This window comes from Janthinobacterium sp. GW821-FHT03C08 (assembly GCF_059420905.1).
This window is the reverse complement of record NZ_JBWKUP010000015.1, coordinates 127,531-148,692: the sequence shown is the minus strand read 5'-3', so window position 1 is coordinate 148,692 and position 21,162 is coordinate 127,531. Positions and strand designations below refer to the sequence as shown.

Annotated in this window: 18 protein-coding genes, 1 pseudogene and 1 riboswitch; of the genes and pseudogenes, 7 read left to right on the top strand and 12 right to left on the bottom strand. The window is 64.5% G+C overall.

Translation table 11 applies throughout. The features are described from left to right. Positions 1 to 28: 28 nt before the first annotated feature. Entirely contained in the window at positions 29 to 1,477 is a 1,449-nt protein-coding gene (locus AC07VL_RS21675) for a peptide MFS transporter (protein WP_494807680.1), read from the bottom strand. A gap of 370 nt (positions 1,478 to 1,847) precedes the next feature. Here AC07VL_RS21675 and ppnN point away from each other — a divergent pair, with 370 nt between their 5' ends. Continuing rightward, positions 1,848 to 3,218, top strand: a complete 1,371-nt coding sequence (gene ppnN / locus AC07VL_RS21670; RefSeq protein WP_494807672.1) for a nucleotide 5'-monophosphate nucleosidase PpnN — start codon at positions 1,848 to 1,850, stop codon at positions 3,216 to 3,218. A 133-nt stretch (positions 3,219 to 3,351) separates the two neighbouring features. Here the strand turns inward: ppnN and lysS are convergent, their stop codons facing one another. From lysS to AC07VL_RS21650, 4 genes are all read right to left on the bottom strand, one after another. Continuing rightward, positions 3,352 to 4,881, bottom strand: a complete 1,530-nt coding sequence (gene lysS / locus AC07VL_RS21665) for a lysine--tRNA ligase (protein ID WP_494807671.1) — start codon at positions 4,879 to 4,881, stop codon at positions 3,352 to 3,354. A gap of 18 nt (positions 4,882 to 4,899) precedes the next feature. Beyond that, positions 4,900 to 5,601, bottom strand: a complete 702-nt coding sequence (locus tag AC07VL_RS21660; protein ID WP_494807670.1) for an HAD family hydrolase — start codon at positions 5,599 to 5,601, stop codon at positions 4,900 to 4,902. 2 nt (positions 5,602 to 5,603) lie between these two features. Further along, positions 5,604 to 6,708, bottom strand: a protein-coding gene (gene prfB / locus AC07VL_RS21655) for a peptide chain release factor 2 (RefSeq protein WP_494807669.1) whose coding sequence is annotated in 2 segments (ribosomal slippage) — positions 5,604 to 6,626 and positions 6,628 to 6,708 — 1,104 coding nt in all. Because the reading frame shifts where the segments join, the coding sequence is not laid out codon by codon here. Beyond that, positions 6,625 to 6,921, bottom strand: a complete 297-nt coding sequence (locus tag AC07VL_RS21650) for a hypothetical protein (RefSeq protein ID WP_494807681.1) — start codon at positions 6,919 to 6,921, stop codon at positions 6,625 to 6,627. Before AC07VL_RS21650 ends, prfB begins: the two co-directional genes overlap by 84 nt. An 11-nt stretch (positions 6,922 to 6,932) precedes the next feature. On the opposite strand from AC07VL_RS21650, the gene AC07VL_RS21645 reads away from it, so the two are divergent. Continuing rightward, a complete protein-coding gene (locus AC07VL_RS21645) occupies positions 6,933 to 8,978 on the top strand; it encodes a bifunctional 2',3'-cyclic-nucleotide 2'-phosphodiesterase/3'-nucleotidase (protein ID WP_494807668.1) in 2,046 nt (681 codons plus the stop codon). Beyond that, the gene (locus tag AC07VL_RS21640) at positions 8,975 to 9,475 is read left to right on the top strand and encodes a tetratricopeptide repeat protein (protein WP_494807667.1); all 501 of its coding nucleotides are present in this window, start codon (positions 8,975 to 8,977) and stop codon (positions 9,473 to 9,475) included. Before AC07VL_RS21645 ends, AC07VL_RS21640 begins: the two co-directional genes overlap by 4 nt. Positions 9,476 to 9,484: 9 nt before the next feature. Here AC07VL_RS21640 and AC07VL_RS21635 read toward each other — a convergent pair whose 3' ends face one another. Both AC07VL_RS21635 and AC07VL_RS21630 read right to left on the bottom strand, forming a co-directional pair. Continuing rightward, the gene (locus AC07VL_RS21635) at positions 9,485 to 9,898 is read right to left on the bottom strand and encodes a hypothetical protein (RefSeq protein ID WP_494807666.1); all 414 of its coding nucleotides are present in this window, start codon (positions 9,896 to 9,898) and stop codon (positions 9,485 to 9,487) included. Between the two features lie 24 nt (positions 9,899 to 9,922). Further along, positions 9,923 to 10,831, bottom strand: a complete 909-nt coding sequence (locus AC07VL_RS21630) for a hypothetical protein (RefSeq protein WP_494807665.1) — start codon at positions 10,829 to 10,831, stop codon at positions 9,923 to 9,925. Between the two features lie 378 nt (positions 10,832 to 11,209). Between AC07VL_RS21630 and AC07VL_RS21625 the strand changes: the two genes are divergently transcribed. The 4 genes from AC07VL_RS21625 (at position 11,210) to AC07VL_RS21610 (ending at position 16,036) form a co-directional block, all read left to right on the top strand. Then, the gene (locus tag AC07VL_RS21625) at positions 11,210 to 12,367 is read left to right on the top strand and encodes an ABC transporter substrate-binding protein (RefSeq protein ID WP_494807664.1); all 1,158 of its coding nucleotides are present in this window, start codon (positions 11,210 to 11,212) and stop codon (positions 12,365 to 12,367) included. An 85-nt stretch (positions 12,368 to 12,452) separates the two neighbouring features. After that, positions 12,453 to 13,343, top strand: a complete 891-nt coding sequence (locus tag AC07VL_RS21620) for a branched-chain amino acid ABC transporter permease (RefSeq protein WP_494807663.1) — start codon at positions 12,453 to 12,455, stop codon at positions 13,341 to 13,343. A 7-nt stretch (positions 13,344 to 13,350) separates the two neighbouring features. Then, a complete protein-coding gene (locus AC07VL_RS21615; RefSeq protein ID WP_494807662.1) occupies positions 13,351 to 15,303 on the top strand; it encodes a branched-chain amino acid ABC transporter ATP-binding protein/permease in 1,953 nt (650 codons plus the stop codon). Between the two features lie 10 nt (positions 15,304 to 15,313). Then, a complete protein-coding gene (locus tag AC07VL_RS21610) occupies positions 15,314 to 16,036 on the top strand; it encodes an ABC transporter ATP-binding protein (RefSeq protein ID WP_494807661.1) in 723 nt (240 codons plus the stop codon). Here AC07VL_RS21610 and AC07VL_RS21605 read toward each other — a convergent pair. The 5 genes and pseudogenes from AC07VL_RS21605 to AC07VL_RS21585 form a co-directional block, all read right to left on the bottom strand. Beyond that, positions 16,033 to 16,353, bottom strand: coding sequence for a DUF2288 domain-containing protein (locus tag AC07VL_RS21605; RefSeq protein WP_494807660.1), 321 nt, complete (start codon positions 16,351 to 16,353; stop codon positions 16,033 to 16,035). The two genes, AC07VL_RS21610 and AC07VL_RS21605, sit on opposite strands and share 4 nt — an antisense overlap. Before the next feature lie 53 nt (positions 16,354 to 16,406). Continuing rightward, on the bottom strand, positions 16,407 to 17,114 hold the full coding sequence (locus AC07VL_RS21600) for an RES family NAD+ phosphorylase (protein ID WP_494807659.1): 708 nt from the start codon (positions 17,112 to 17,114) through the stop codon (positions 16,407 to 16,409). Positions 17,115 to 17,116: 2 nt separating this feature from the next. Beyond that, positions 17,117 to 17,554, bottom strand: a complete 438-nt coding sequence (locus AC07VL_RS21595) for an MbcA/ParS/Xre antitoxin family protein (RefSeq protein WP_494807658.1) — start codon at positions 17,552 to 17,554, stop codon at positions 17,117 to 17,119. A 136-nt stretch (positions 17,555 to 17,690) separates the two neighbouring features. Further along, positions 17,691 to 20,309, bottom strand: coding sequence for a S53 family peptidase (locus AC07VL_RS21590; protein ID WP_494807657.1), 2,619 nt, complete (start codon positions 20,307 to 20,309; stop codon positions 17,691 to 17,693). Between the two features lie 84 nt (positions 20,310 to 20,393). Continuing rightward, a riboswitch (cyclic di-GMP riboswitch) is annotated at positions 20,394 to 20,480 on the bottom strand. 278 nt (positions 20,481 to 20,758) lie between these two features. Further along, a pseudogene (locus tag AC07VL_RS21585) lies at positions 20,759 to 21,157 on the bottom strand (VOC family protein); the annotation flags it as partial. Positions 21,158 to 21,162: the final 5 nt, after the last annotated feature.

Here is a 21,162-nt window from a genome sequence, read left to right as displayed (position 1 = left end):
GCCGCCGTTCCGATTCACGACAAGGCGATTACTTCACGCCGTGCATCAGTTTGTTGATCAGCGGTGCGATCAGGAACAGCACGACGCCGGCGCCCAGCAGGGACCAGAAGCCGAAGCTGTAGCCGGACAGGGCCGACTGCACCGACATGCCGCTTTCGCCGCTGACGTAGCTGGCGAAGATGCCCGACAGGTTGTTGCCGATACCGGTGGACAGGAACCAGCCGCCCATGCCCATGCCGACCAGGCGTACCGGGGCCAGTTTGGTGACCATCGACAGGCCGATGGGCGACAGGCACAGCTCGCCGATCGATTGCAGCACGTAGACGGTGGTCAGGGTCCAGAACGGGATCTTGTTGTCGGCGCCAACCAGGCTCGACAGAGCGAAGATCAGCAGGCCAAAGGCCAGGGCGTTGCCCAGCAGGCCCAGGCCGAATTTGCGCGGGATCGACGGATTGACGTTGTGGCGTGCCAGGAAGACCCAGATGGCGGCGATGATCGGCGCGAAGATGATGATCGCTACCGAGTTGACGGTCTGGAAGTAGGCGGTCGGGAAGATCCAGAAGCCCAGGTCGCGGTTGACGATCTTGTCAGCCAGGAAAGTAAACGAGCTGCCAGCCTGTTCGAAGAACATCCAGAACAGGATGTTGAAGACGAAGATCAGCAGCATGGCGATGACGCGGTCGCGCGCCACCTTGCCATTGCGGATGCCTTCGACCATCAGCATCACGGCCAGGCCGATGAACAGCACGGTCAGGACGATTTGCAGCTTTTCAGCGCCGACCGTCAGCAGGAAGTACATCAGCGGGATCACGCACAGGCAGCCCAGGGCCACCCAGACGACGCGCATCGGGCTGCCGGAACCGGCTTCCGGCGCGCCGATGCCCTTCAGGGCGCGGCGGCCGATGGCGAACCACACCAGGCTGATCAGCATGCCGAAACCGGATGCCATGAAGACCATCTTGTAGGACGGCATGGCGCTGGTGCCGAAGATCGACTCGGCCAGCCACTGGGTGAAGACAGGGGCAACCATGGCGCCCATGTTGATGCCCATGTAAAAGATCGTGAAGCCACTGTCGCGGCGCGGATCGGCGGTCGTGTACAGCTTGCCGACCATGGTCGAGATGTTCGGCTTGAACATGCCGTTACCGACGATCATGGTGGCCAGGCCCAGGTTGAAGATGTCCTGGTTCGGCACCGAGATGCAGAACAGGCCGGCGGCCATGAAGACGGCCCCCAGCAGGATGGAACGCTGGTAGCCGATGATGCGGTCGGCGAGGTAGCCGCCGAACAGGGCGCCGGCGTACACCAGCGCGAGGAAGGAACCGTAGGTCAGGTTGGCCGCTGCCTGTCCCGAACCGTCGCCAGCGTGGAACTGGGCCACGATGTACAGTACCAGCGCCCAGCGAACTCCGTAGAACGCGAAGCGTTCCCAGAATTCAGTCATGAACAACATCCACAATGGGCTTGGATGGCCCATAATCTGCTTGAACTCGGGAATAACGGCTTCCTTGTTGGGCGTAGTCGCACCGCTCATGCGGTTCCTCCTGAAAAATTATTATAGTCAATCGATAAAACAAACTTATGGAAGCCTGCCGCGCTGCGGGCACTCTCATGAAGAACCGACCACACGGGAATTCCAATAGGCTGGCATTCTAATCTACAAATTGCGCTGAGCGAAGGTTTCCATTCGCATTAGCAAGAATGACTGTTTCATATTGGTCAAACCGGTTTGCAGGCTGGTGCGGCCCACGGGGATTTTGCGGCGCTACAGCACAACTGGCCTGACTTGTCGTATATTGAGGCTGCTACACATTCGAGGATCGATTTTTAAAGGGATTTTTCGCATTATGGAACACGACGTTATCGATACTCTGGTTTCACCGGAAGGCCGCCTGGACGTGCTCTCCAAGACTGAAGTCAACAAACTGCTCGATACCAGCCAGGGCGGCCTGTACAACACCTTCCGCCGCTGCGCGCTGGCGGTCCTCAACTGCGGCAGCACCATCGACGATGGGCGCGCCCTGCTTGAGCGATATCAATCGTTTGAAATCTCCATCATCCAGCGCGAGCGCGGCATCAAGCTCGACATCAAGGGCGCGCCCGCCATCGCCTTCGTCGACGGCAAGATGATCAAGGGCATCCACGAGCACCTGTTTGCCGTCCTGCGCGACATCATCTTCGTCAGCGACGAAGTGACGGGCAACCCGAAATTCGACCTGCACAGCACGGAAGGCATCACGGACGCCGTCTTCCACATCCTGCGCAATGCCAACGTGCTGCAAACCCAGCTCAACCCGAACCTGGTGGTGTGCTGGGGCGGCCACTCGATCAACCGCGCCGAATACAATTATTCGAAGGAAGTGGGCTACCAGCTGGGCTTGCGCGGCCTCGACATCTGCACGGGCTGCGGCCCGGGCGCCATGAAGGGTCCCATGAAGGGGGCCACCATCGGCCACGCCAAGCAGCGCCTGCACAATGGCCGCTACCTGGGCATCACGGAGCCGGGCATCATCGCGGCCGAATCGCCGAACCCCATCGTCAATGACCTCGTCATCATGCCGGACATCGAAAAGCGCCTGGAAGCGTTCGTGCGCGCCGGCCACGGCATCGTCGTCTTCCCCGGCGGCGCGGGCACGGCCGAAGAGATTCTGTACATCCTCGGCATTTTGTTGCACCCAGACAATGCCGAGATCCCGTTCCCCCTGATCTTCACGGGACCGGAAACGTCGCGCGAGTATTTCGTGCAGATCAACCAGTTCATCAGCGACACTTTGGGCCCGGAAGCGCAGCAGCGCTACAAGATCATCATCGACGACCCGGAACTGGTGGCGCGCGAGATGCTCGAAGGCATACGCCAGGTGCGCGAATTCCGCAAGGCGCACAGCGACGCGTATTATTTCAACTGGCTGCTGAAGATCGACCACGAGTTCCAGAAGCCGTTCCAGCCCACGCATGAAAACATGCGCAACCTGAGCCTGCACAAGAACCAGCCCACGCACCTGCTGGCGGCCCAGCTGCGCCGCGCCTTCTCGGGCGTGGTGGCCGGCAACGTCAAGGACGACGGCATCCGCTCCATCGAAGAGCACGGCAACTTCGAGATCCACGGCGACAAATCCATCGCCGGCCCCATGGACGCGCTGCTGGCCTCGTTCGTGGCGCAGCACCGCATGAAGCTGGCGGGCACGGCGTATGTGCCGTGCTATACCGTGATTCAATAAACCCAAGAAATACTGGGATCGGACCCTGAGGGTCTCGGCGACCCCGTCCGACCCCGGCCCTTGCCGTCGGGGTTAAAAAAAGCCGCGCTGTTCGCAATGAACAGCGCGGCTTTTTATTGGCCAGCGTTCGCGATTATTCTTCGCGGCGCAGGTGCGGGAACAGCAGCACGTCGCGGATGTTCGGCGAATCCGTGATGATCATCATCAAACGGTCGATGCCGATGCCGCAGCCGCCGGCGGGCGGCATGCCGTATTCCAGCGCGCGGATGTAGTCGGCGTCGTAGAACATCGCCTCTTCATCGCCGGCGTCCTTGGCGGCTACCTGCGCCAGGAAGCGGGCCGACTGGTCTTCCGCGTCGTTCAACTCGGAGAAGCCGTTGGCGATTTCGCGGCCCACCATGAACAGCTCGAAGCGTTCCGTGATGCCGGCCACCGTGTCGGAAGCGCGCGCCAGTGGCGACACTTCGACGGGGTAGTCGATGATGTAGGTCGGTTCCCACAGCTGCGCTTCGGCCGTTTCCTCGAACAGCGCCAGTTGCAGCGCGCCCAGGCCGGCAGTGGCAAACGGCTTGACGCCGAATTTTTTCAGCTCTTCCTTGATGAAGTCGGCATCGTTCAGCTGTTCGGCGGTGTAGCCTGGAGCATACTTGTTGATCGCTTCGACGATGGTCAGGCGGTGGAACGGCTTTGCCAGGTCCAGCTCGCGGCCGCCGTAGGTCAGGGTGGCGGTGCCGTGCGCGTCGATGGCGGCCTGGCGGATGACGGCTTCCGTGAAATCCATCAGCCATTTGTAGTCGGTGTAGGCCGCGTAGAATTCCATCATCGTGAATTCAGGGTTGTGACGGATCGACACGCCTTCGTTGCGGAAGTTGCGGTTGATTTCGAACACGCGGTCGAAGCCGCCCACCACCAGGCGCTTCAGGTACAGCTCGGGCGCGATGCGCAGGAACATCTGCATGTCGAGCGCATTGTGGTGCGTGATGAAGGGCTTGGCCGCGGCACCGCCGGGAATCGTGTGCAGCATCGGCGTTTCCACTTCCATGAACTCGTTCTTTTCCATGAAGCGGCGGATCGACGAGATGGCGGCGGTACGGGCCTTGAAGGTGCGGCGCGTCTCTTCGTTCATGATCAGGTCGACGTAGCGCTGGCGGTACTTGGTTTCCTGGTCGGCCAGACCGTGGAACTTGTCCGGCAGCGGGCGCAGCGACTTGGTGATCAGACGCAGTTCCGACACCTTGATGGTCAGTTCGTCCGTCTTGGTCTTGAACAGGGTGCCGGCAACGCCCAGGATGTCGCCCAGGTCATAGTGGTGCAGGGCGGCCATGGCCGCTTCGCCGGTGAGATCCAGGGTGGCGTAGATCTGGATGCGGCCGTCGGCTTTCGGGCCGGAAGCGTCCTGCAGGGTGGCGAAGGCGGCTTTCTTGCCCGCTTCGCGCTTGAGCATCATGCGGCCAGCCAGCACCACGTGTACGGGGTTCTCTTCCAGCTCTTCGCGCGTCTTGCCGTCGTACTGCGCGTGCAGATCGGCCGCCTTGTGCTCGGGGCGGAAATCGTTCGGGAAGGCGACGCCCTGTTCGCGCAGTGCGGCCAGCTTGACGCGGCGCTCGGCGATGATCTTGTTTTCATCGGGGGCGGCGGCTTGTTCTTGGATATCCGTAGTCATGGTGTTCTTCGTTGTAGATTATTGATGATGTGGTGCCAGCGCTGGCGCCACGCTGGCAAACAGTGCGTCGACGTCGAGCGCGGAGAAATCCGGCACGATGGCAATCACGTTGTCGAAGGCGGCAAACGCCGTCGCCGGCAGGGTGGTGGTCAGCACCACGGCCCGCATGCCGGCGCGCCGCGCCGCTTCCACGCCCAGGGGCGCGTCTTCGAAGACGATGCAGTGCTCCGGCAGGGCGCCGGCCAGCCGCGCGCCTTTCAGGAACACGTCCGGGTGCGGCTTGCCCCGCTCCACGTCGGCGGCGCCGACGATGGCGTCGAAGCGCTGGCGCAGGTCCAGGCCGTCGAGCGTGAAGTCGATGTTTTCCGTCGGCGCGGCCGAGCCGACCACCAGGCCCACGCCATGCAGGCGCGCGCTGGCCGTCAGGGCGTCGAAACCGGCGACGGTGGCCAGGTGCGGGCCATACATGTCGCGGTAGACGATTTCCTTTTCGGCCAGCAGGGTGGCGTGGTCGGCATCCTCGCCCAGGTACTGGGCGATGATTTCGCGGCCGTGGCGCCCCGCCGTGTCGCGGAAAAAGGCGTCCGCATCCAGCGCATGGCCCTGGCGTTCGAAGAACGCCAGCCACGAGCGCGTGTGGAAGGCCATGTTGTCGACGATCGTGCCATCCATGTCGAACAGGAAGGCACGCTGCGCCAGGGCCGGAGCGGATGCATTCATCCTTATACGCCCTGTTTCAGCGAAGCGGAGATGAAGTCGTCGATGTCGCCATCGAGCACGCCCTTGGTATTGCCCGTCTCGAAGCCGGTGCGCAAGTCCTTGATGCGGGACTGGTCCAGCACGTAGGAGCGGATCTGGTGGCCCCAGCCCACGTCCGTCTTCGAGTCTTCCAGCTTCTGCTGCTCGCTCATGCGCTTGCGCAGTTCATGCTCGTACAGCTTGGCTTTCAGCATTTCCATCGCTTCGGCGCGGTTGCGGTGCTGCGAACGGTCGTTCTGGCACTGCACCACGATGCCCGTCGGCGCGTGGGTCATGCGGACGGCGGAGTCGGTCTTGTTGATGTGCTGACCGCCGGCGCCCGACGCGCGGTAGGTATCGACGCGGATATCGGCCGGATTGACGTCGATCTCGATCGAATCGTCGACTTCCGGGTACACGAACAGCGACGTAAACGAGGTGTGGCGGCCGTTGGCCGAGTCGAACGGCGACTTGCGCACCAGGCGGTGCACGCCCGTTTCCGTGCGCAGGAAGCCGTAGGCGTGATCGCCCTCGACCTTCAGGGTGGCCGTCTTGATGCCGGCGACCTCGCCGTCGGATTGCTCGAGGATCTCGACCTTGAAGCCCTTGCGCTCGCAGTAGCGCAGGTACTGGCGCAGCAGCATCGAGGCCCAGTCCTGGGCTTCCGTGCCGCCGGCGCCGGCCTGGATGTCGATGAAGCAGTTGTTCGGGTCCATCGGATTGTTGAACATCCGGCGGAATTCCATGCTTTCGATGACCTTGCGGATTTCCTGCACGTCCTGCTCGATCGCTTCCAGCGTCTCTTCGTCGCCTTCCTCGCGGGCCATGTCGAACAGGTCGCGGGTATCGCGCAGGTCGGCATCGGCCTTGGCCAGGGTGAAGACGATGGCTTCCAGCGCCTTCTTCTCCTTGCCCAGGTCCTGGGCGCGCTTGGGATCATTCCAGACGGTAGGATCTTCCAGTTCTTCGTTGACTTGCTCTAGTTTCTCCGACTTGACAGTGAAGTCAAAGATACCTCCGAAGTTCGGCTTCGCGGACGGTCAGGTCGTTGAGCAGGGCGGAGATGGCGTTGATGCGTTCGGCTTCCATAATGTTCTGGTCTTCTATGGTGAAATCAAACCCTGAATTATACGCGAGCGCGGGCCGTTTCCCATGCCGGCAGCGCCGAATCGGTGGCGCGCGCAGCAATAAAAGCACGCATTTGCTGTATTTACGACAATGTTCTACTGGTCGCCACGCCTGTTTTATGCCTTGATAGGGGCTGCCGTGCTGCGTATGATGCTGGCCATATTGTCTTTCCACAGGAACACCTCATGTGCCACCCCCTGCGCCAACTTCCCCGTCTCGCCCTGTTACCGCTGCTGCTGGCCGGCTGCGGCGCCTTGCCGCCCGCCGCCACCGGACCCGCCCGGGCGCCATCGGCCGCGCCGGCCGGCAGCAGCGCCACCTTGGCCCTGCTGGAGACGACGGATTTGCATGCCAACGTGCTCAGTTATGATTACTACAAGCTGCAGGCGGAGCCCTCGATCGGCCTGGAACGCACGGCCACGCTGATCGCCCAGGCGCGGGCGCAATTCCCGAACAATCTGCTGCTCGACAACGGCGACACCATCCAGGGCACGGCCCTGGCCGACTACCAGGCATTGGTCAAGCCGCTGGCCTGCGACCAGACCCTGGCCATCTACAAGGCCATGAATCTGCTGAAAGTGGATGGCGGCGGCATCGGCAACCACGAATTCAACTACGGCCTGGCCTTTTTGAGCCAGGTGACGGGCAACCGCTTCGACGTCGACAGCGTGGACGCGGCCAAACCGCGCTGCGCCGGTCCCGCGTTCCCGCAAGTGCTGGCCAACGTCTACAGCGCCAGGACGGGCAAGCCCCTGTTTGCGCCCTACCACATCATCGACAAGCAGATCACGGCCACCGGCCCCGATGGCAAGGCCGTGAGCAGCAACGTGAAGGTCGGCATCATCAGCTTTGCGCCGCCCACCATCATGGCCTGGGACAAGCGCTGGCTGGAAGGGCGCGTCTACACGCAGGGCGTGCGCGAGACGGCGGAAAAGTACATTCCCGAGATGCGCGCCAAGGGCGCCGAACTGGTGGTGGCCATTTCGCACGGCGGCCTCGATGACAGCCCGTACTCGCCGACCATGGAAAACGGCAATTACTACCTGTCGCAGGTGCCGGGCGTGGACGCCATGCTGATCGGCCATTCGCACCAGCTGTTCCCGAACGCGACGAGCACGGTGCCGCAGTTTAATCTGCCCGGCGTCGACAAGGTCAGGGGACTCGTGAATGGCGTGCCGACCGTGATGGCCAATTTGTGGGGCAAGCACCTGGGCGTGATCGGCCTGCACTTGCGCCACGACGGCAAGCAGTGGGTCGTCGACAAGAGCGCCACCACGGTGGAAGCGCGCGGCATCCAGAACGCGGACAAGAGCTACGTGGCGCCCGATGCGGCCATCGCCCAGCTGGTGGCGGCAGAACACGCGGCGACGATTGCCTACGTGCAGACGCCCGTGGGCGCGACGGACTTCCGCATGTCGACGTATTTCGCCGACGCGGGCGACGTCAGCGCCATCGAAGTGGTCAACCAAGCGCAAGCGGCCTACCTGGCCGCCTACGTCAAGGCGAATCTGCCGCAGTACGCGCACCTGCCCGTGCTGTCCATGTCCTCGCCGTTCAAGAGCGGTTCGGCCGGCGTGTCCGATTACACGGACGTCAAGGCGGGCAACGTGGCGCTGAACAACGCGGCCGACCTGTATCTGTATCCGAACGCGCTGTACGGCGTGAAGATGAATGGCGCGGAGTTGAAGGCGTGGCTGGAACAGTCGGCGCGGCGCTTCAATACCATCGATGTCAGCAAGACGGAGCCGCAGGAGCTGGTCAACACGGCCCATCCGAGCTACAACTTCGACGCCATCACCAGCGCCGACGTGCGCTACCAGATCGACGTCACGCAAGCACCCGGCCAGCGCATCAAGGCGCTCACCTACAAGGGCAAGCCGGTGGACGCCAGCCAGGAATTCCTCATCGCGACGAATAACTACCGCGCCAGCGGCGGCGGCAATTTCCCCGGCCTCGACGGCAGCAAGACGGTGGTGGCCTCGCCCGACAACAACCGTGAACTGCTGATCGCCTATGTCACGCAGCAGAAAAACCTGACGCGCGCGAAAAACGGTTCGGCGCGCAGCTGGACCTTTGCCCGGGCCGCGACGAAAGGCCCCGTGGTATTTCATTCCGCGCCGAATGTGATCGAACTGGCCAGGGCGGCCGGCATCGCCAACGTCACGCAATTGAAGGCGGACGATGGCGCGGGCAAGGGCTTCGCGCTGTACCAGCTCGACCTGTCGAAATGAGGCTGACGGCCTGGCTGCTGGCGGCCGCGCTGGCGTCGCCGCTGGCGCAGGCCGGCGCCGATCCCGCCGCGCAAGTGGCGCAGGCGAAGGCGCTGCTGCGCGATGGCCCCGCATCCCAGCCGCAGGCGCGCCGCCTGTTCGCGCAGGCGGCGGGGCAGGGCAGCGGTCCCGCCGCGTACTACCTGGGGCTGATGCTGAAGAACGGCATGGGCGGAGCGCAGGATGGCGCCGCCGCCCTGCGGTCGCTGGAGCAGGCGGCGCGGCGCGGCGTGGCGCCGGCCATGTTCATCCTGGCGAACATGCTGCTGGAGACTGACGCGCAACAGGCGCGCTTCTGGCTCGACGCCGCCTGCGACGCGGAGTATCCGGAAGCGCTGCAGCAAAAATCCGTGGCCCTGGCGGAGGGGCGCATGGGCTATGCGCACAGCGAGGAGCAGGCCAACCTGTACCTGAAGATGGCCACGCACGCGATGGGGCACCGCGCCGCCGAACCCTGAGGCGGCCGCCTACGCCGCTTCGGCCTTCTTCGGCCTGGCCCGCAGGCTGGCCGCCGCCTCGCCGATGGCGAAGGGGTCGCGCGACAGGATGGCCGCGCCCAGGTCGACCAGCCTGGCCGCCGCGGCGATGGCCGCCTTGACGTCGGCGATGCGCCTGAGCTGCAGCTTGCCCTTGGCGATGGCGCCCTCGATGTCGCCGCGTGCCTGCTCGGCGCCTTCGGCGATCAGGCTGATGCCGTAGGCGCGGAACAGGGCCACCATCTGGTCCAAGTGATTTTCATACTGCTCCAGCAGCATGCGCTCTTCCGGCGCCAGCGCGTCCTGCTCGCGGATGCGCAATTCCAGCACCAGGCTCGATGCCTGCGCCAGGCTGTCGGCGATGGCGTAGGCCTGGTCCTTCGTCAGTTCGGTCAATGGGGGCATGGGATACTCCTGTGTGCGCGGGGCTTACCAGCGGGCGGGGCCATAGAAGGCCGCCTGTTTTTGCAGCGCGGCTACGTGGCCGGAAAACTGCGCCAGCTGCAGCTCCAGTTCCGGCGCCTGCAGCCGGTCGAGATTGGCCCGCAGTGCGGCCACGCTGGCCTGCAGGGCATCGACGGCGGCCACGTACGCGGCGACGATCCTTTCCCGTTCCTGCAGTTGCCGGCTTTCCAGGTGCAGGCGCGCGCGGATGTAGTTGGCCGCCAGCGGTTCGCGCTGCGCGGCGCTGTCGACGGCGCCGCGCAGCAGGGCCAGGTCGCGCAGTTCGTCCTGCAGGCCGGCGCGGTAGTTGCGCTGCGCATATTCCTTCAATGCATTGCTGAGTATCGTCACGGCTTCCTGCTCGTCGAGCAATTCGCGCAGGGCCGATTTCTGCAGCCGCTGCGTGGCCAGCCGGCTCAGGTGTTCGCTCAGTTTCACCACCTTCGACAGCTTGTCCCCGTCGAGCAGGGGGGCGCCGCCGCCCGGCTGCGCCAGGCCGCCCAGCGCGTCGCCCAGCGCCGTGAATTCTTCCTTGTGCACGGGCAATTTTTCGTCCGCCACGGCCGCCAGGGTCTGCGCGTAGCGCGCCAGCACATCGTTGAGCTTGCCGATCGCCACGCTGGCCTGCGCGACGGGCGCGCAATCGGCGCGCGCCGCCTGTTCGCTGGCCTGGGCGTCGAAGCGCTCGGCCAGGATCAGGCGTTTGCGCAAGGCCTTGTCGGTGCAGCTGTTGAACGTTCCGGCCAGCATGGGGTCGAAACTGCCGGACAGCTTGTGGGTTTGCTCGGCAAACGTGCGCACGGGCGCCAGGCTGGCCGTGCAGCCGGCCAGCAGCAGGGCGGCGAGCGTTGCCGGGAGCAAGGTGGGGAGCGGGATAGTCGACGGGCGCTGCATATCGCCTCCAAGGGTGGGGATGCTGGATGGGCCTGCGCACGGGCGCCGGTATGGCCGAACTTAGCATGCCCGGCAGGGGCAGCCTTGCGCCAGATCAGCAGCCCGCTTGATTGTCCAGTTTGCTTGCATCCGGCTGTGCCGCTGTGCCACAGCGCTGTTGCAGGTTGGCGCAGGGTGTGCCAATTTGGGCCATATTTTCCTTACAAAAGACTGACATCGGACGGGTGAACTGGCCTTTTTTGCATGCTGCGACGCGTCATATGTTGTTGTTGCTGGGGCATGTTTACTAACCTACAATGATTTATCGATGGGGCGGTTATCCAGCGTACGACTATAAAAATAAGTGGCATTAAAAACGTTGTATTACAGGAGATGACAATGAATTTGAAACAGAAATTGCTCGTGGCAAGTTTGGTTTTGGGTTTCTCGCAAGCGGCATTCGCAGCCGACCCCATCAAGATCGGCGTGTCCGGTCCGTTCACGGGCGGCTCCGCGCCGATGGGCGTGTCGATGCGCGACGGCGTCAAGCTGGCCGTGGCCGAAATCAATGCCAAGGGCGGCGTCATGGGCCGTTCGCTGTTGCTGATCGAACGCGACGACGAAGCCAAGAATGAACGGGGCGTGCAGATCGCCCAGGAGCTCATCAACAAGGAAAAGGTCGCCGCCACCGTCGGCTACATCAACACGGGCGTGGCCCTCGCATCGCAGCGCTTCTACCAGGAAGCCAAGATTCCCGTCATGAACAACGTGGCGACGGGGTCCATCGTCACCAAGCAGTTCGCCGACCAGCCTGAAAACTACATCTTCCGCAATGCCGCCAACGACCAGATCCAGTCGCACATGATCGTCGAGGAAGCCGTCGAGCGCCGCAAGTTCAAGAAAGTGGCGATCCTGGCCGATTCCACCAACTACGGCCAGCTGGGCCGCGAAGACCTGGAAAAAGCGCTGGACAAGAAAGGCATCAAGCCCGTTGCCGTCGAGAAATACAACATCAAGGATGTCGACATGACGGCCCAGCTGCTGAAAGCCAAGCAGGCCGGCGCGGAAGTGGTGCTGACCTACGGCATCGGCCCGGAACTGGCGCAGATCGCCAACGGCATGGAAAAACTGGGCTGGAAAGTGCCGCTGATCGGCAGCTGGACCCTGGCCATGGGCAACTTCATCGATAACGCGGGCAAGAACGGCGATGGCACGCGCATGCCGCAAACCTTCATCCAGGATGCCAGCACGCCGAAGCGCAAGGCCTTCATCGATGCCTACATCGCCGCCTACAAGCCGTCGGGCGGGCGCATGCCGTCGGCCGTGTCGGCCGCGCAGGGCTACGATTCCATCTACCTGCTGGCCGCCGCCTTCAAGCAGGCGGGTGGCACGGATGGCCCGAAAGTGCGCGCCGCGCTGGAAAACCTGAACGAAAAGGTGGAAGGCGCCGTCACCACCTACAACAAGCCGTTCAGCAAGACCAACCATGAGGCCATCACGGCCGACCTGACGGTCTTCGGCGAAGTCAGGGACGGCAAGGTCGTCCTCGCGAAATAAGCCGGGCGGACGCTCGCCGCGCAATGGCCAGCCTTGAGGAATCAGGACTGGCCATTTTTTTATCTTCCGTCCTTCGGGGAATACCATGGAAATCTTCCTGCAGCTCGTCTTCAGCGGCATCGCGCTGGGCATGATCTATGCCGTCATCGCCTTCGGCTACCAGCTGACCTTTGCCACTTCCGGCACCCTCAATTTCGGCCAGGGCGAATCCCTGATGCTGGGCGCGCTGGTGGGCCTGTCGCTGGTGGGCACCATCCACGGCGGCCCCTACATGAGCTATCTCCTGATGATCCCCATCGTCATCGCCTTCGGCGCCCTGCAGGGCGTGTTCGTCGAGTGGATCGGCGTGCGGCCCGCCATCAAGATCAAGTCCGAATTCGGCTGGATCATGTCGACCATCGCGCTGGCCATCATTTTCAAGAACGTGGCGGAAAACATCTGGGGCAAGGACGACCTGATGTTCCCGTCGCCCCTGTCGGCCGCGCCGTTCCAGGTGTTCGGCGCCAACGTGCAGCAGATGCAGGTGGCCGTCATCGTCGGCGCGCTGGCCATCATGCTGGCCGTCGAGCTCTTCAACCGCAAGTCCATCTACGGCAAGGCCGTGGTGGCGACGGCCAATGACCGCGACGCGGCCGGCTTGATGGGCATCAATACCGGCATGGTCATCACGTTTTCCTATGCGCTGTCGTCGGCCACGGCCGCGTTTGCGGGCGTGCTGGTGGCGCCGCTGACCCTGACGGGCGCCACCATGGGCGCCTCGCTGGGCCTGAAAGCGTTTGCCGTGGCCATCATCGGCGGCCTGACGTCGGGCGTGGGCGCCATCGTCGGCGGCCTGATCCTGGGCATCGCGGAAACCACCACGGGCTACTACATCTCCACCGGCTACAAGGAAGTGCCGGGCCTGCTGCTCCTGCTGCTGGTGCTGGCCATCAAGCCATCCGGCCTGTTCGGCAAAGCCGCGATCAAGAAAGTCTGAGGGATCCATGAACAAGAAAATCACCATGCTGGCGCTGAGCGCGGCGGGACTGGCCGTGCTCGCGCTGTTCCCCGTCGTTATCCCGAATCCCTATTACATCCACCTGGCCGAGACCATCCTGATCTACGCCATCCTGCTGTTCGGCCTCGACATCGTCGTCGGCTACACGGGCCAGGTGTCGCTGGGCCACGCGGGCCTGTTCGGCATCGGCTCGTACGCCACGGGCGTGCTGGTGTTCAAGCTGGGCGCGCCGTTCTGGCTGGCCATCCCCGCCAGCATCCTGGGCGCCGCCGTCTTCGGCGCCATCCTCGCCTTGCCGGCCCTGCGCGTGACGGGGCCCTACCTGGCCATGGTGACCCTGGCCTTCGGCACCATCGTGCAAATCCTGATCAATGAAATGAGCTTCCTGACGGAAGGGCCGATGGGCATCAAGATCCACAAGCCCGTCGTCATCGGCCACAAATTGAGCGAAGTGGAGTACTACTACATGGTGGCCGCGCTGATGGTCATCTCGCTCGTCGTCGTGCACCGCATTTTAAAATCGAACCTGGGACGGGCCTTCGAGGCGCTGCGCGACAGCCCCATCGCCTCCGACTGCATGGGCGTGTCCGTCTACCGCTACAAGGTGTATGCCTTCGTCATCAGCGCCGGTTTCGCGGGCCTGGCCGGCAGCCTGTACGCGTATTCGGAAGAGTACATCTCGCCCAATACCTACAACTTCGAGCTGACGATCCTGTTCCTGCTGGCCGTCATCATGGGCGGGCGCAAGACGCGTTCCGGCGCGCTGATCGGCGCCCTCATCGTTGTCATGCTGCCCAGTTTGCTGGCCGATATCGAGCTGTTCCGCAAGATCGCCGTCGGCGCCGCCGTGCTGGGCGTGATCGGCTCCGCGCTCATGCTGGCGAAAGGGCGTTCCACCGTGCGCGGCGTGATCGTGCCCCTGGTGGCCACCATCGGCCTGGCCGCGTTTTCCTACCGGCTGGAGAACATGGTCGACTGGCGCCTGACCATCTTCGGCCTGATGACCCTGTTCGTCGTGTACTACCTGCAGGACGGCATCGTCGGTTTCCTGATGAGCTTTGTCGGCAAGGGCCGGCGCCACGTGCAGTCCGTGGCCGCGAGCGGCGTCGCGCCCTTTGCCCACCTTGATCCGGCGCAAGGCGGCTCGCGCGGCGCGCCCCTGCTGCGCGTGGAGCAGGCCCTGATGCAGTTCGGCGGCCTGAAGGCGCTGAACCAGGTGGACCTGCAGGTCACGCAAGGCTCCGTGCATGGCTTGATCGGGCCGAACGGCTCGGGCAAGAGCACCATGATGAACGTGCTCACGGGGATCTACAAGCCGACAGCGGGCAAGGTGGAGTTTGCCGGCGCCGTCATCTCCGGGCGCACGCCGTCCGAGATCGCCCTGGGCGGCGTGGCGCGCACCTTCCAGAACGTGCAGCTGTTCGGCGAGATGACGGCCACGGAAAACGTGCTGGTGGGCTTGCACAACACGTTCAAGTCGAACGTGCTGGACGTGATGCTGCACACGCCCCGCTACAAGCGCGAGGAAAAGGCGGCGCGCGAGCGGGCCGCCAGCATCCTCGAATTCGTGGGACTGGCCGACCTGGCCGACGAGGAGGCGCGCAACTTGCCGTATGGCAAGCAGCGCTTGCTGGAAATCGGCCGCGCGCTGGGCCTCAATCCGCGTTTGCTGCTGCTCGACGAGCCGGCGGCGGGCCTGACGGCGCCCGACATCAAGGAGCTGATGGCGATTATCCGCAAGATCCGCGAGCACGGCATTACCATCATTCTGATCGAGCACCACATGGACGTGGTGATGGCCCTGTCGGACGTGGTGACGGTGCTGGACTTCGGCCAGAAGATCGCCGAAGGCGCGCCCGCGCTTGTCCAGAGCGATCCGAAGGTGATCGAAGCCTACCTGGGCGGCAGCGCCGACACCCTGAGCCCCGCGGCGCACTGAGAGGAAGACCATGCTGACCATTAACAATCTGCACGCCGGCTACGGTAAAGTCGAAGTCTTGCACGGCATTTCGCTGGACGTGCCGAAAGGCAAGCTGGTGACCCTGATCGGCTCGAACGGCGCCGGCAAGACCACCACCATGCGCGCCATATCCGGCATGCTCAAACCCAAATCCGGTTCCGTCACCCTGGGCGGCAAGGATGTCACGGGACTCGATTCGCACCGCATCGCGCGCGCCGGCCTGGCCCATTCGCCGGAAGGGCGGCGCGTGTTCGCCTCGATGTCGGTGACGGACAACCTGCTGCTGGGTGCCTTTCCCCGCTTCACGCGGGCGCGCCCGAAAGGCGACATCAAGGCCGACCTGGACAAGGCCATGGAACTGTTTCCCCGCCTGAAGGAGCGGCGCGACCAGCTGGCCGGCACTTTGTCGGGCGGCGAGCAGCAGATGCTGGCCATGGCCCGCGCCGTGATGCTGAACCCGGAAGTGATCCTGCTGGACGAGCCGTCGATGGGCCTGGCGCCCATCCTGGTGGAAGAAGTCTTCCGCATCATCACGCGCCTGAAGGCCGAAGGCGTGACCATGCTGCTGGTGGAGCAGTTCGCCGCCGCCGCCCTGAACGTGGCCGATTACGGCTATGTGCTGGAAAACGGCAGCATTTCCGTGCATGGTCCGGCGGAGAGTTTAAAGACGGACCCGAAGGTGATTGCCGCCTACCTGGGCGGCGGGCATTAGTGCTTCGTCGGCTTTTCCTGCTGCACCAGGATGAACGGGCTGACGACGACGGCCCATAGCGCGGCATCGGCGGCCTGCCAGTCCAGCGCCTGCTGATCCGACACCTTGGCGACCTTGCCATCGGCCATCCATTGCGCGATGGTGGCCTTGTCGTCGTGCGAGATGCGCACGGCCACTTCGACCAGGTCCAGTTCGTTGGCGACCCAGACGACGTTGCCCTGGGCGAAATGTTTTTCCAGCTCGCTCCAGGCCAGGCGGGCCGTTTCGCTGTTGACTTTGAGGCGCAGTTCGGTGTCTTTTTCGGGATTGGTTTGCATGCGAAATATCAATGTTCGGTGAGTCGGGTGCCGTTGCGCGCGGTTTGCTTGCCTTACAAGGCTTCCACGCGCGGCGTCGGCGTACCCTGCCATGTTAACCGATAGGCGGCGCCTTTGCGAACATTGCCCACCAGGGCAGGGCGGAAGCAGGCCAGGTTGGTGCCGCTGGCGTGCCGCACGCTGGGGAAGATCACGCCCATGGAACCCGCATCGAGCAGCACGGCGGCCAGGTCTTGCGAGGCGATGTAGCTGGCCGGGTCCAGGCAGGCGCGGTAGCGTTCCTGGCCGCGCAGGTCGTGGAAACTGGCGGAGAAATCGGCCAGCAGCGACTGGTAGCTGACGCTGTCGTCGAAATAGTCGATTTCCTGGTATTCCACGGTCTTGTGGAAAATAATCTCGGCCAGCGCCGTTTCCATGTCGAAGGCGCAATACCAGGCGCCCCGCTCGCCATCGTTGAAACGCGCCCCTTCCGGGCGGGCATACGTGTAGGCGGCGTTAATGATGCGAAAGTGCGGCACGCCAAACACCAGTTCGTCCACGCCGATGCCTGGCGCGCCGCCGTACTCGGCCACCAGGCGGGCGTTGGTCGCGTTATCGAGTTCGAACAGCTCGCGCAGGTGGCCGTCGTCCTCGGCCAGCGGCGCCAGCACGGAGTCTTCCATGTCGGCGAAGCGCGAGGGAATCAGCCGGCACGTGTCGATCTGGCGCAGGGCGGCCAGCGGCGGCAAGCCGTCGGTTTGCGGGCTTTGCGTGACAGGCAAGATTACAGCCCTCCGCGCCGCGCATCGAGCAGCTTGCGCACCGTCTGCATGGCCAGCAAGCCGCCGGCCAGCATCTGCGACAGGGGCGTGCGGCCGCCAAACACGGGATTTTTGTTGGGCAGGCTCACCCATTCGTCGGCCAGCTTGTCGCCGTACAGGATATGCAAGGCTTTATAAATGCCCAGCAAATACGAAATGCGCGTGATGCGGTCCACTTCCAGCACGCGGTCCGGGTGCTTCTTCCATTCGTACCAGGCGCTGCTGGACAGGCCGCCCAGCAATTCGCGCGCATCGTCGTCGCGCAGTTTCCATGCGGCGGCCAGCTTGAAAAAACCTTTCAAGGCCGCCTGCGACAGGCGTTCGCGCTCGGCTTTCGCATTCAGGTCGACGAGCACGGTCGGCTCGAAGCGGCTCTTGGGGTAGGCGTAGGCAAGATTCATGGCAAGTCCTTCAATAAAACTCTGTTTATGGACTATATATACTCCTTTTCTGGACTTCCTGCAAGATCCGCGCACATGAAAAACGGGGCGCAGGGGACGTGTGTCCCGCTGCGCCCCGCTGGCCGGCGGCGCCGGTTTATTTTGCCGTGACGGTCACGGGCACGCTCAGCTGCGCCGTCAGGCCGTTATTGTCCAGCGCCACCACCTTCAGCGTGTAGCTGCCGGCCACGGGCTGCGGCCAGTAGGCCGTGATGGTCATGCCGCTCATGGAAAACTGCATGCCCAGCGGCGCGCCGTCGATCGAGATCCGCAGCGACGTGGCACCTGGCGCCGTCAGCACGATGCTGCCGCTCATGGCCTTGCCCGCCACGCCCGTCATGGCGGCGGCGCTGATCGTGGGGCCGGCGGCGGCGATCTTCACCGTCGCCACGGCCTGGCCCGTCAAGCCCGTCTTGCTGTCCCTGGCGATGACGGTCACGCTGTAGCTGCCCAGCACGGGGCTGGCCCAGCTGACGACGCCGGCGGCATTGACGGTCATGCCGGAAGGCGCGCCTGCCAGGCTGTAGGTGACGGGATTGGGCGCCACCACCGTGGCCGTGAACGACAGGGCCACGCCCGGCTTGCCGCTGACGCTGGCGACCGTGACCACGGGCGGCAGCGGGGCGGCGATGGCCACCGTGTACAGGCCCTTGCCGCTCAGGCCAGTCTTGCTGTCCGTGGCCGTCACCGTGACGGCGTAGGTGCCGGCCACGGGCGCGGCCCAGCTCACCAGGCCGGCGCTGCTGATGGCCATGCCGGCCGGCGCGCCGGCGAGCGCATAGCTGACAGGGTTGGCGGCCGTGACGCTGACATTGAACGCCAGCGCCGTGCCCACCTTGCCCGTGATGGCGCCGGCGGCGACGACGGGCGGCGCGACGGGGGCGATGGCGATGCTGTACACGCCCTGGCCGGTCAGGCCAGTGACGGTATCCCTGGCCACCATGGTCACGGCATAGGTGCCCGCAATGGGGGCGGCCCAGCTGACCACGCCCGTGGCGGCGATGCCCATGCCGGACGGCGCGCCCAGCATGGCGTAGCTGAGGGGATTGGATGCGCTGGCCGCGACCGTGAACGTCAGCGGCTTGCCGGCCGCGCCGCTGATGCTGGCTGGCGCCACCACGGGGGCGGCGGGGGCGAGCTGCGTGCCCGACAGGCTGGCCAGCAGGCTTTTCGCGTTCGGCGTGCCCAGGCCGCCCAGCGGGTCATAGCCGACCCTGGCCGTGCACACGCTGCAGCTGCCGTTGCTGCCCTGCGTGATGTCGGCAAAATTGCTGGCATAGGTGCCGGGCACGGCGGCGATCTGGCCGTACAGCATGCCGTGCGGCACGCCGAGCGCCGCCTTGGCCTGCAGCGCGCGGCTGGCGTTGGCGATGGCGATCAGGCCGGCCCATTGCGGCGTGGACAGGCTGGTGCCGCCGATGCTGAGCCAGCTGGCGCTGCTGCTGCCCTGCGCCATCACGGCCGTGTACTGGCCCGTGGCGGGGTCGGCATTGAAGGCCACGTCGGCCACGTTGCGCCGCAGCAGGCTGCCCAGGCCGGGCAGGCTGCCCGTCTGGTAGGCGGGCAGGGCCGTGTAGGCGCTGATGCCGCCGCCCGTACCGGACCAGGCCGTCTCGCTGCGTGCGCCGCTGCCGTTGTAGCTGAGCGTGGTGCCGCCCACGGCCAGCACGTTGGGCGACACGGATGGCCACGACACGCCGCTGCCCGAGTCGCCCGTGGCGGCCAGGTACGTCATGTTCTTGCCCGTGAAGGCGCTGTCGACGGAAGCCGTCCAGCTGCCTTCGGCGGCGCCAAAGCTCATCGAGACGACGCCAGGCCCCATCAGGTTAGCCAGGCGCACGGCGCCCAGCAGGCTGTTGATGGAGGCGTCGGGCGCCTCGATCAGCACGATGCGCGCCAGCGGCGCCGTCGCATGCGCCCACTGCACGTCGAGCGCGATTTCCATGGCCCAGCCCGAGTTATAGGCGGGCGCCGTGGCCGTCATGGCGTTCGACGGGGTGCTGTACACAACGGACAGTTCGCAGCCGCTGGCCGGCGCGGCCGGCAGTGGCAGGGTGGCGCTGGTGGCGATGGTTTTGCTGGTGCAGGCGGGCAAGCCGAATTTCTGGTTGAAGGTGGCCAGTTCGGCGGCCACGTTCGGGTCATGCATGGCATCGATGATGTAGATGGTCTGTCCCGCGCCCAGCTGGGCCGCCTGGAGCGGCGTCAGCGCCGTGCCCACTGCAGGCAGGGCGGGCAGGTCGTAGGCGGCGCGGATCTGCGCGGGAGAATACGTGGCCACCACGCTGGCGCCGGCCATGGGCGCGACGGTATCGGCTGCGCCGCCGGCCAGCAGCGGGGCGCTATTCAGTGCGGCCTGCTCCGCGGCGGCGATCTTTTGCGCCGTCAGGCGCCGCGTGGCCAGGCCGGCCATGGCGCCGGGCACGCGCTGCAGGTGCGGGCGCCAGTGGGCCGAGCCGCTGCTGTCGGTACTGTCGCGCCCGTCAGGGGTTTCCAGCAGGGCGGGCGCCGTGTGGAACATCGGCTGCGCCACCAGCGCGCCGACGGCGGCGGGGACGACGGGCACCTCGACACTGAATTGCGTGGCCGCCGTGGCGAGGGCGGCGGGCGGCGCCGACGTTTCCTGGCCAGGGCCGCAAGCGCCCAGCAGGATGGCGGCAGTGGCGCCCAGCAGCAGGCGTCCGTGACGGGAAGGCAGGGGGATGAACTTTTTCATGGCAAGACTCTCCGAGTTGGGCGAGGGCCACATCTCGACAATGCTTCCGGGCCTGGCGCCGCGCGCTGGCGGTGCCGGCCCTGCATTGGCAGCCCCGCTGCCGTGGCGCTTGCGCGCGGTAGGCCGGTGGCTTTGCGTCCCCGCCTTTCGACGGGTTTGCCCTCAGAATTGATCATGCATCGCAATACTTTCTCTGATGCACAATCAATTCTAGCGAATTTGACAAATAAGTGTTAACTATTTTCAATCAATATTTTCATTTTTGCCATATTGTGTGGCATATTTTCCCATTATTCATGGCAATCTTGGCAGCTTGATTAAGTTTTAAAAGCAAGATTATCAGAGGGTTATCGGCTGATCACGGTGTTTTTTCCCGATAACGGCGACGCAAATGTCTGGCGATTCAATGATTTTGATGAATTTGTTGAATTTTGCGATTGTGCCTCTCTATCCTCGAACACCATGCCCCGATACGGCGCTGCGCGGCAGGCCGCCAGCCGCTGCGCCAGGCTGCCCGCATGGGCTTCCAGCTGGTGGCCGTCCGGGTCGAGGAAATTCAGGGAATCGCCGGCGCTGCGGTTTTGCCGCCATTCGGGCACGCCGGCGGCGCGCAGGCGGGCGGCAAAGGCGGGGAAGTCTTGCTGCGAGATGGAAAACGCATAGTGCGTGTAGGCGGGGCTGGCCAGCGCGGCGGTGGCCTGTCCCTCCAGCGACAGGCACAGCCACAAATCCCCGGCCGACAGATGCGCGCCCCCGTCCCAGCGGGCGTGCCGGCGCAGGCCCAAGGTGCCGCGGTAAAACACGATGCAGCGCGCCAGTTGTAATCGGTTCGCTTCATCGACGCGCACGAACC

Bases quoted from the DNA above. Each gene is read 5' to 3' on its own strand.
- AC07VL_RS21675 (WP_494807680.1), bottom strand. From the start codon at position 1,477: ATGGGCCATCCAAGCCCATTGTGGATGTTGTTCATGACTGAATTCTGG.
- ppnN (WP_494807672.1), top strand. From the start codon at position 1,848: ATGGAACACGACGTTATCGATACTCTGGTTTCACCGGAAGGCCGCCTG.
- lysS (WP_494807671.1), bottom strand. From the start codon at position 4,881: ATGACTACGGATATCCAAGAACAAGCCGCCGCCCCCGATGAAAACAAG.
- AC07VL_RS21660 (WP_494807670.1), bottom strand. From the start codon at position 5,601: ATGAATGCATCCGCTCCGGCCCTGGCGCAGCGTGCCTTCCTGTTCGAC.
- AC07VL_RS21645 (WP_494807668.1), top strand. From the start codon at position 6,933: ATGTGCCACCCCCTGCGCCAACTTCCCCGTCTCGCCCTGTTACCGCTG.
- AC07VL_RS21640 (WP_494807667.1), top strand. From the start codon at position 8,975: ATGAGGCTGACGGCCTGGCTGCTGGCGGCCGCGCTGGCGTCGCCGCTG.
- AC07VL_RS21635 (WP_494807666.1), bottom strand. From the start codon at position 9,898: ATGCCCCCATTGACCGAACTGACGAAGGACCAGGCCTACGCCATCGCC.
- AC07VL_RS21630 (WP_494807665.1), bottom strand. From the start codon at position 10,831: ATGCAGCGCCCGTCGACTATCCCGCTCCCCACCTTGCTCCCGGCAACG.
- AC07VL_RS21625 (WP_494807664.1), top strand. From the start codon at position 11,210: ATGAATTTGAAACAGAAATTGCTCGTGGCAAGTTTGGTTTTGGGTTTC.
- AC07VL_RS21620 (WP_494807663.1), top strand. From the start codon at position 12,453: ATGGAAATCTTCCTGCAGCTCGTCTTCAGCGGCATCGCGCTGGGCATG.
- AC07VL_RS21615 (WP_494807662.1), top strand. From the start codon at position 13,351: ATGAACAAGAAAATCACCATGCTGGCGCTGAGCGCGGCGGGACTGGCC.
- AC07VL_RS21610 (WP_494807661.1), top strand. From the start codon at position 15,314: ATGCTGACCATTAACAATCTGCACGCCGGCTACGGTAAAGTCGAAGTC.
- AC07VL_RS21605 (WP_494807660.1), bottom strand. From the start codon at position 16,353: ATGCAAACCAATCCCGAAAAAGACACCGAACTGCGCCTCAAAGTCAAC.
- AC07VL_RS21595 (WP_494807658.1), bottom strand. From the start codon at position 17,554: ATGAATCTTGCCTACGCCTACCCCAAGAGCCGCTTCGAGCCGACCGTG.
- AC07VL_RS21590 (WP_494807657.1), bottom strand. From the start codon at position 20,309: ATGAAAAAGTTCATCCCCCTGCCTTCCCGTCACGGACGCCTGCTGCTG.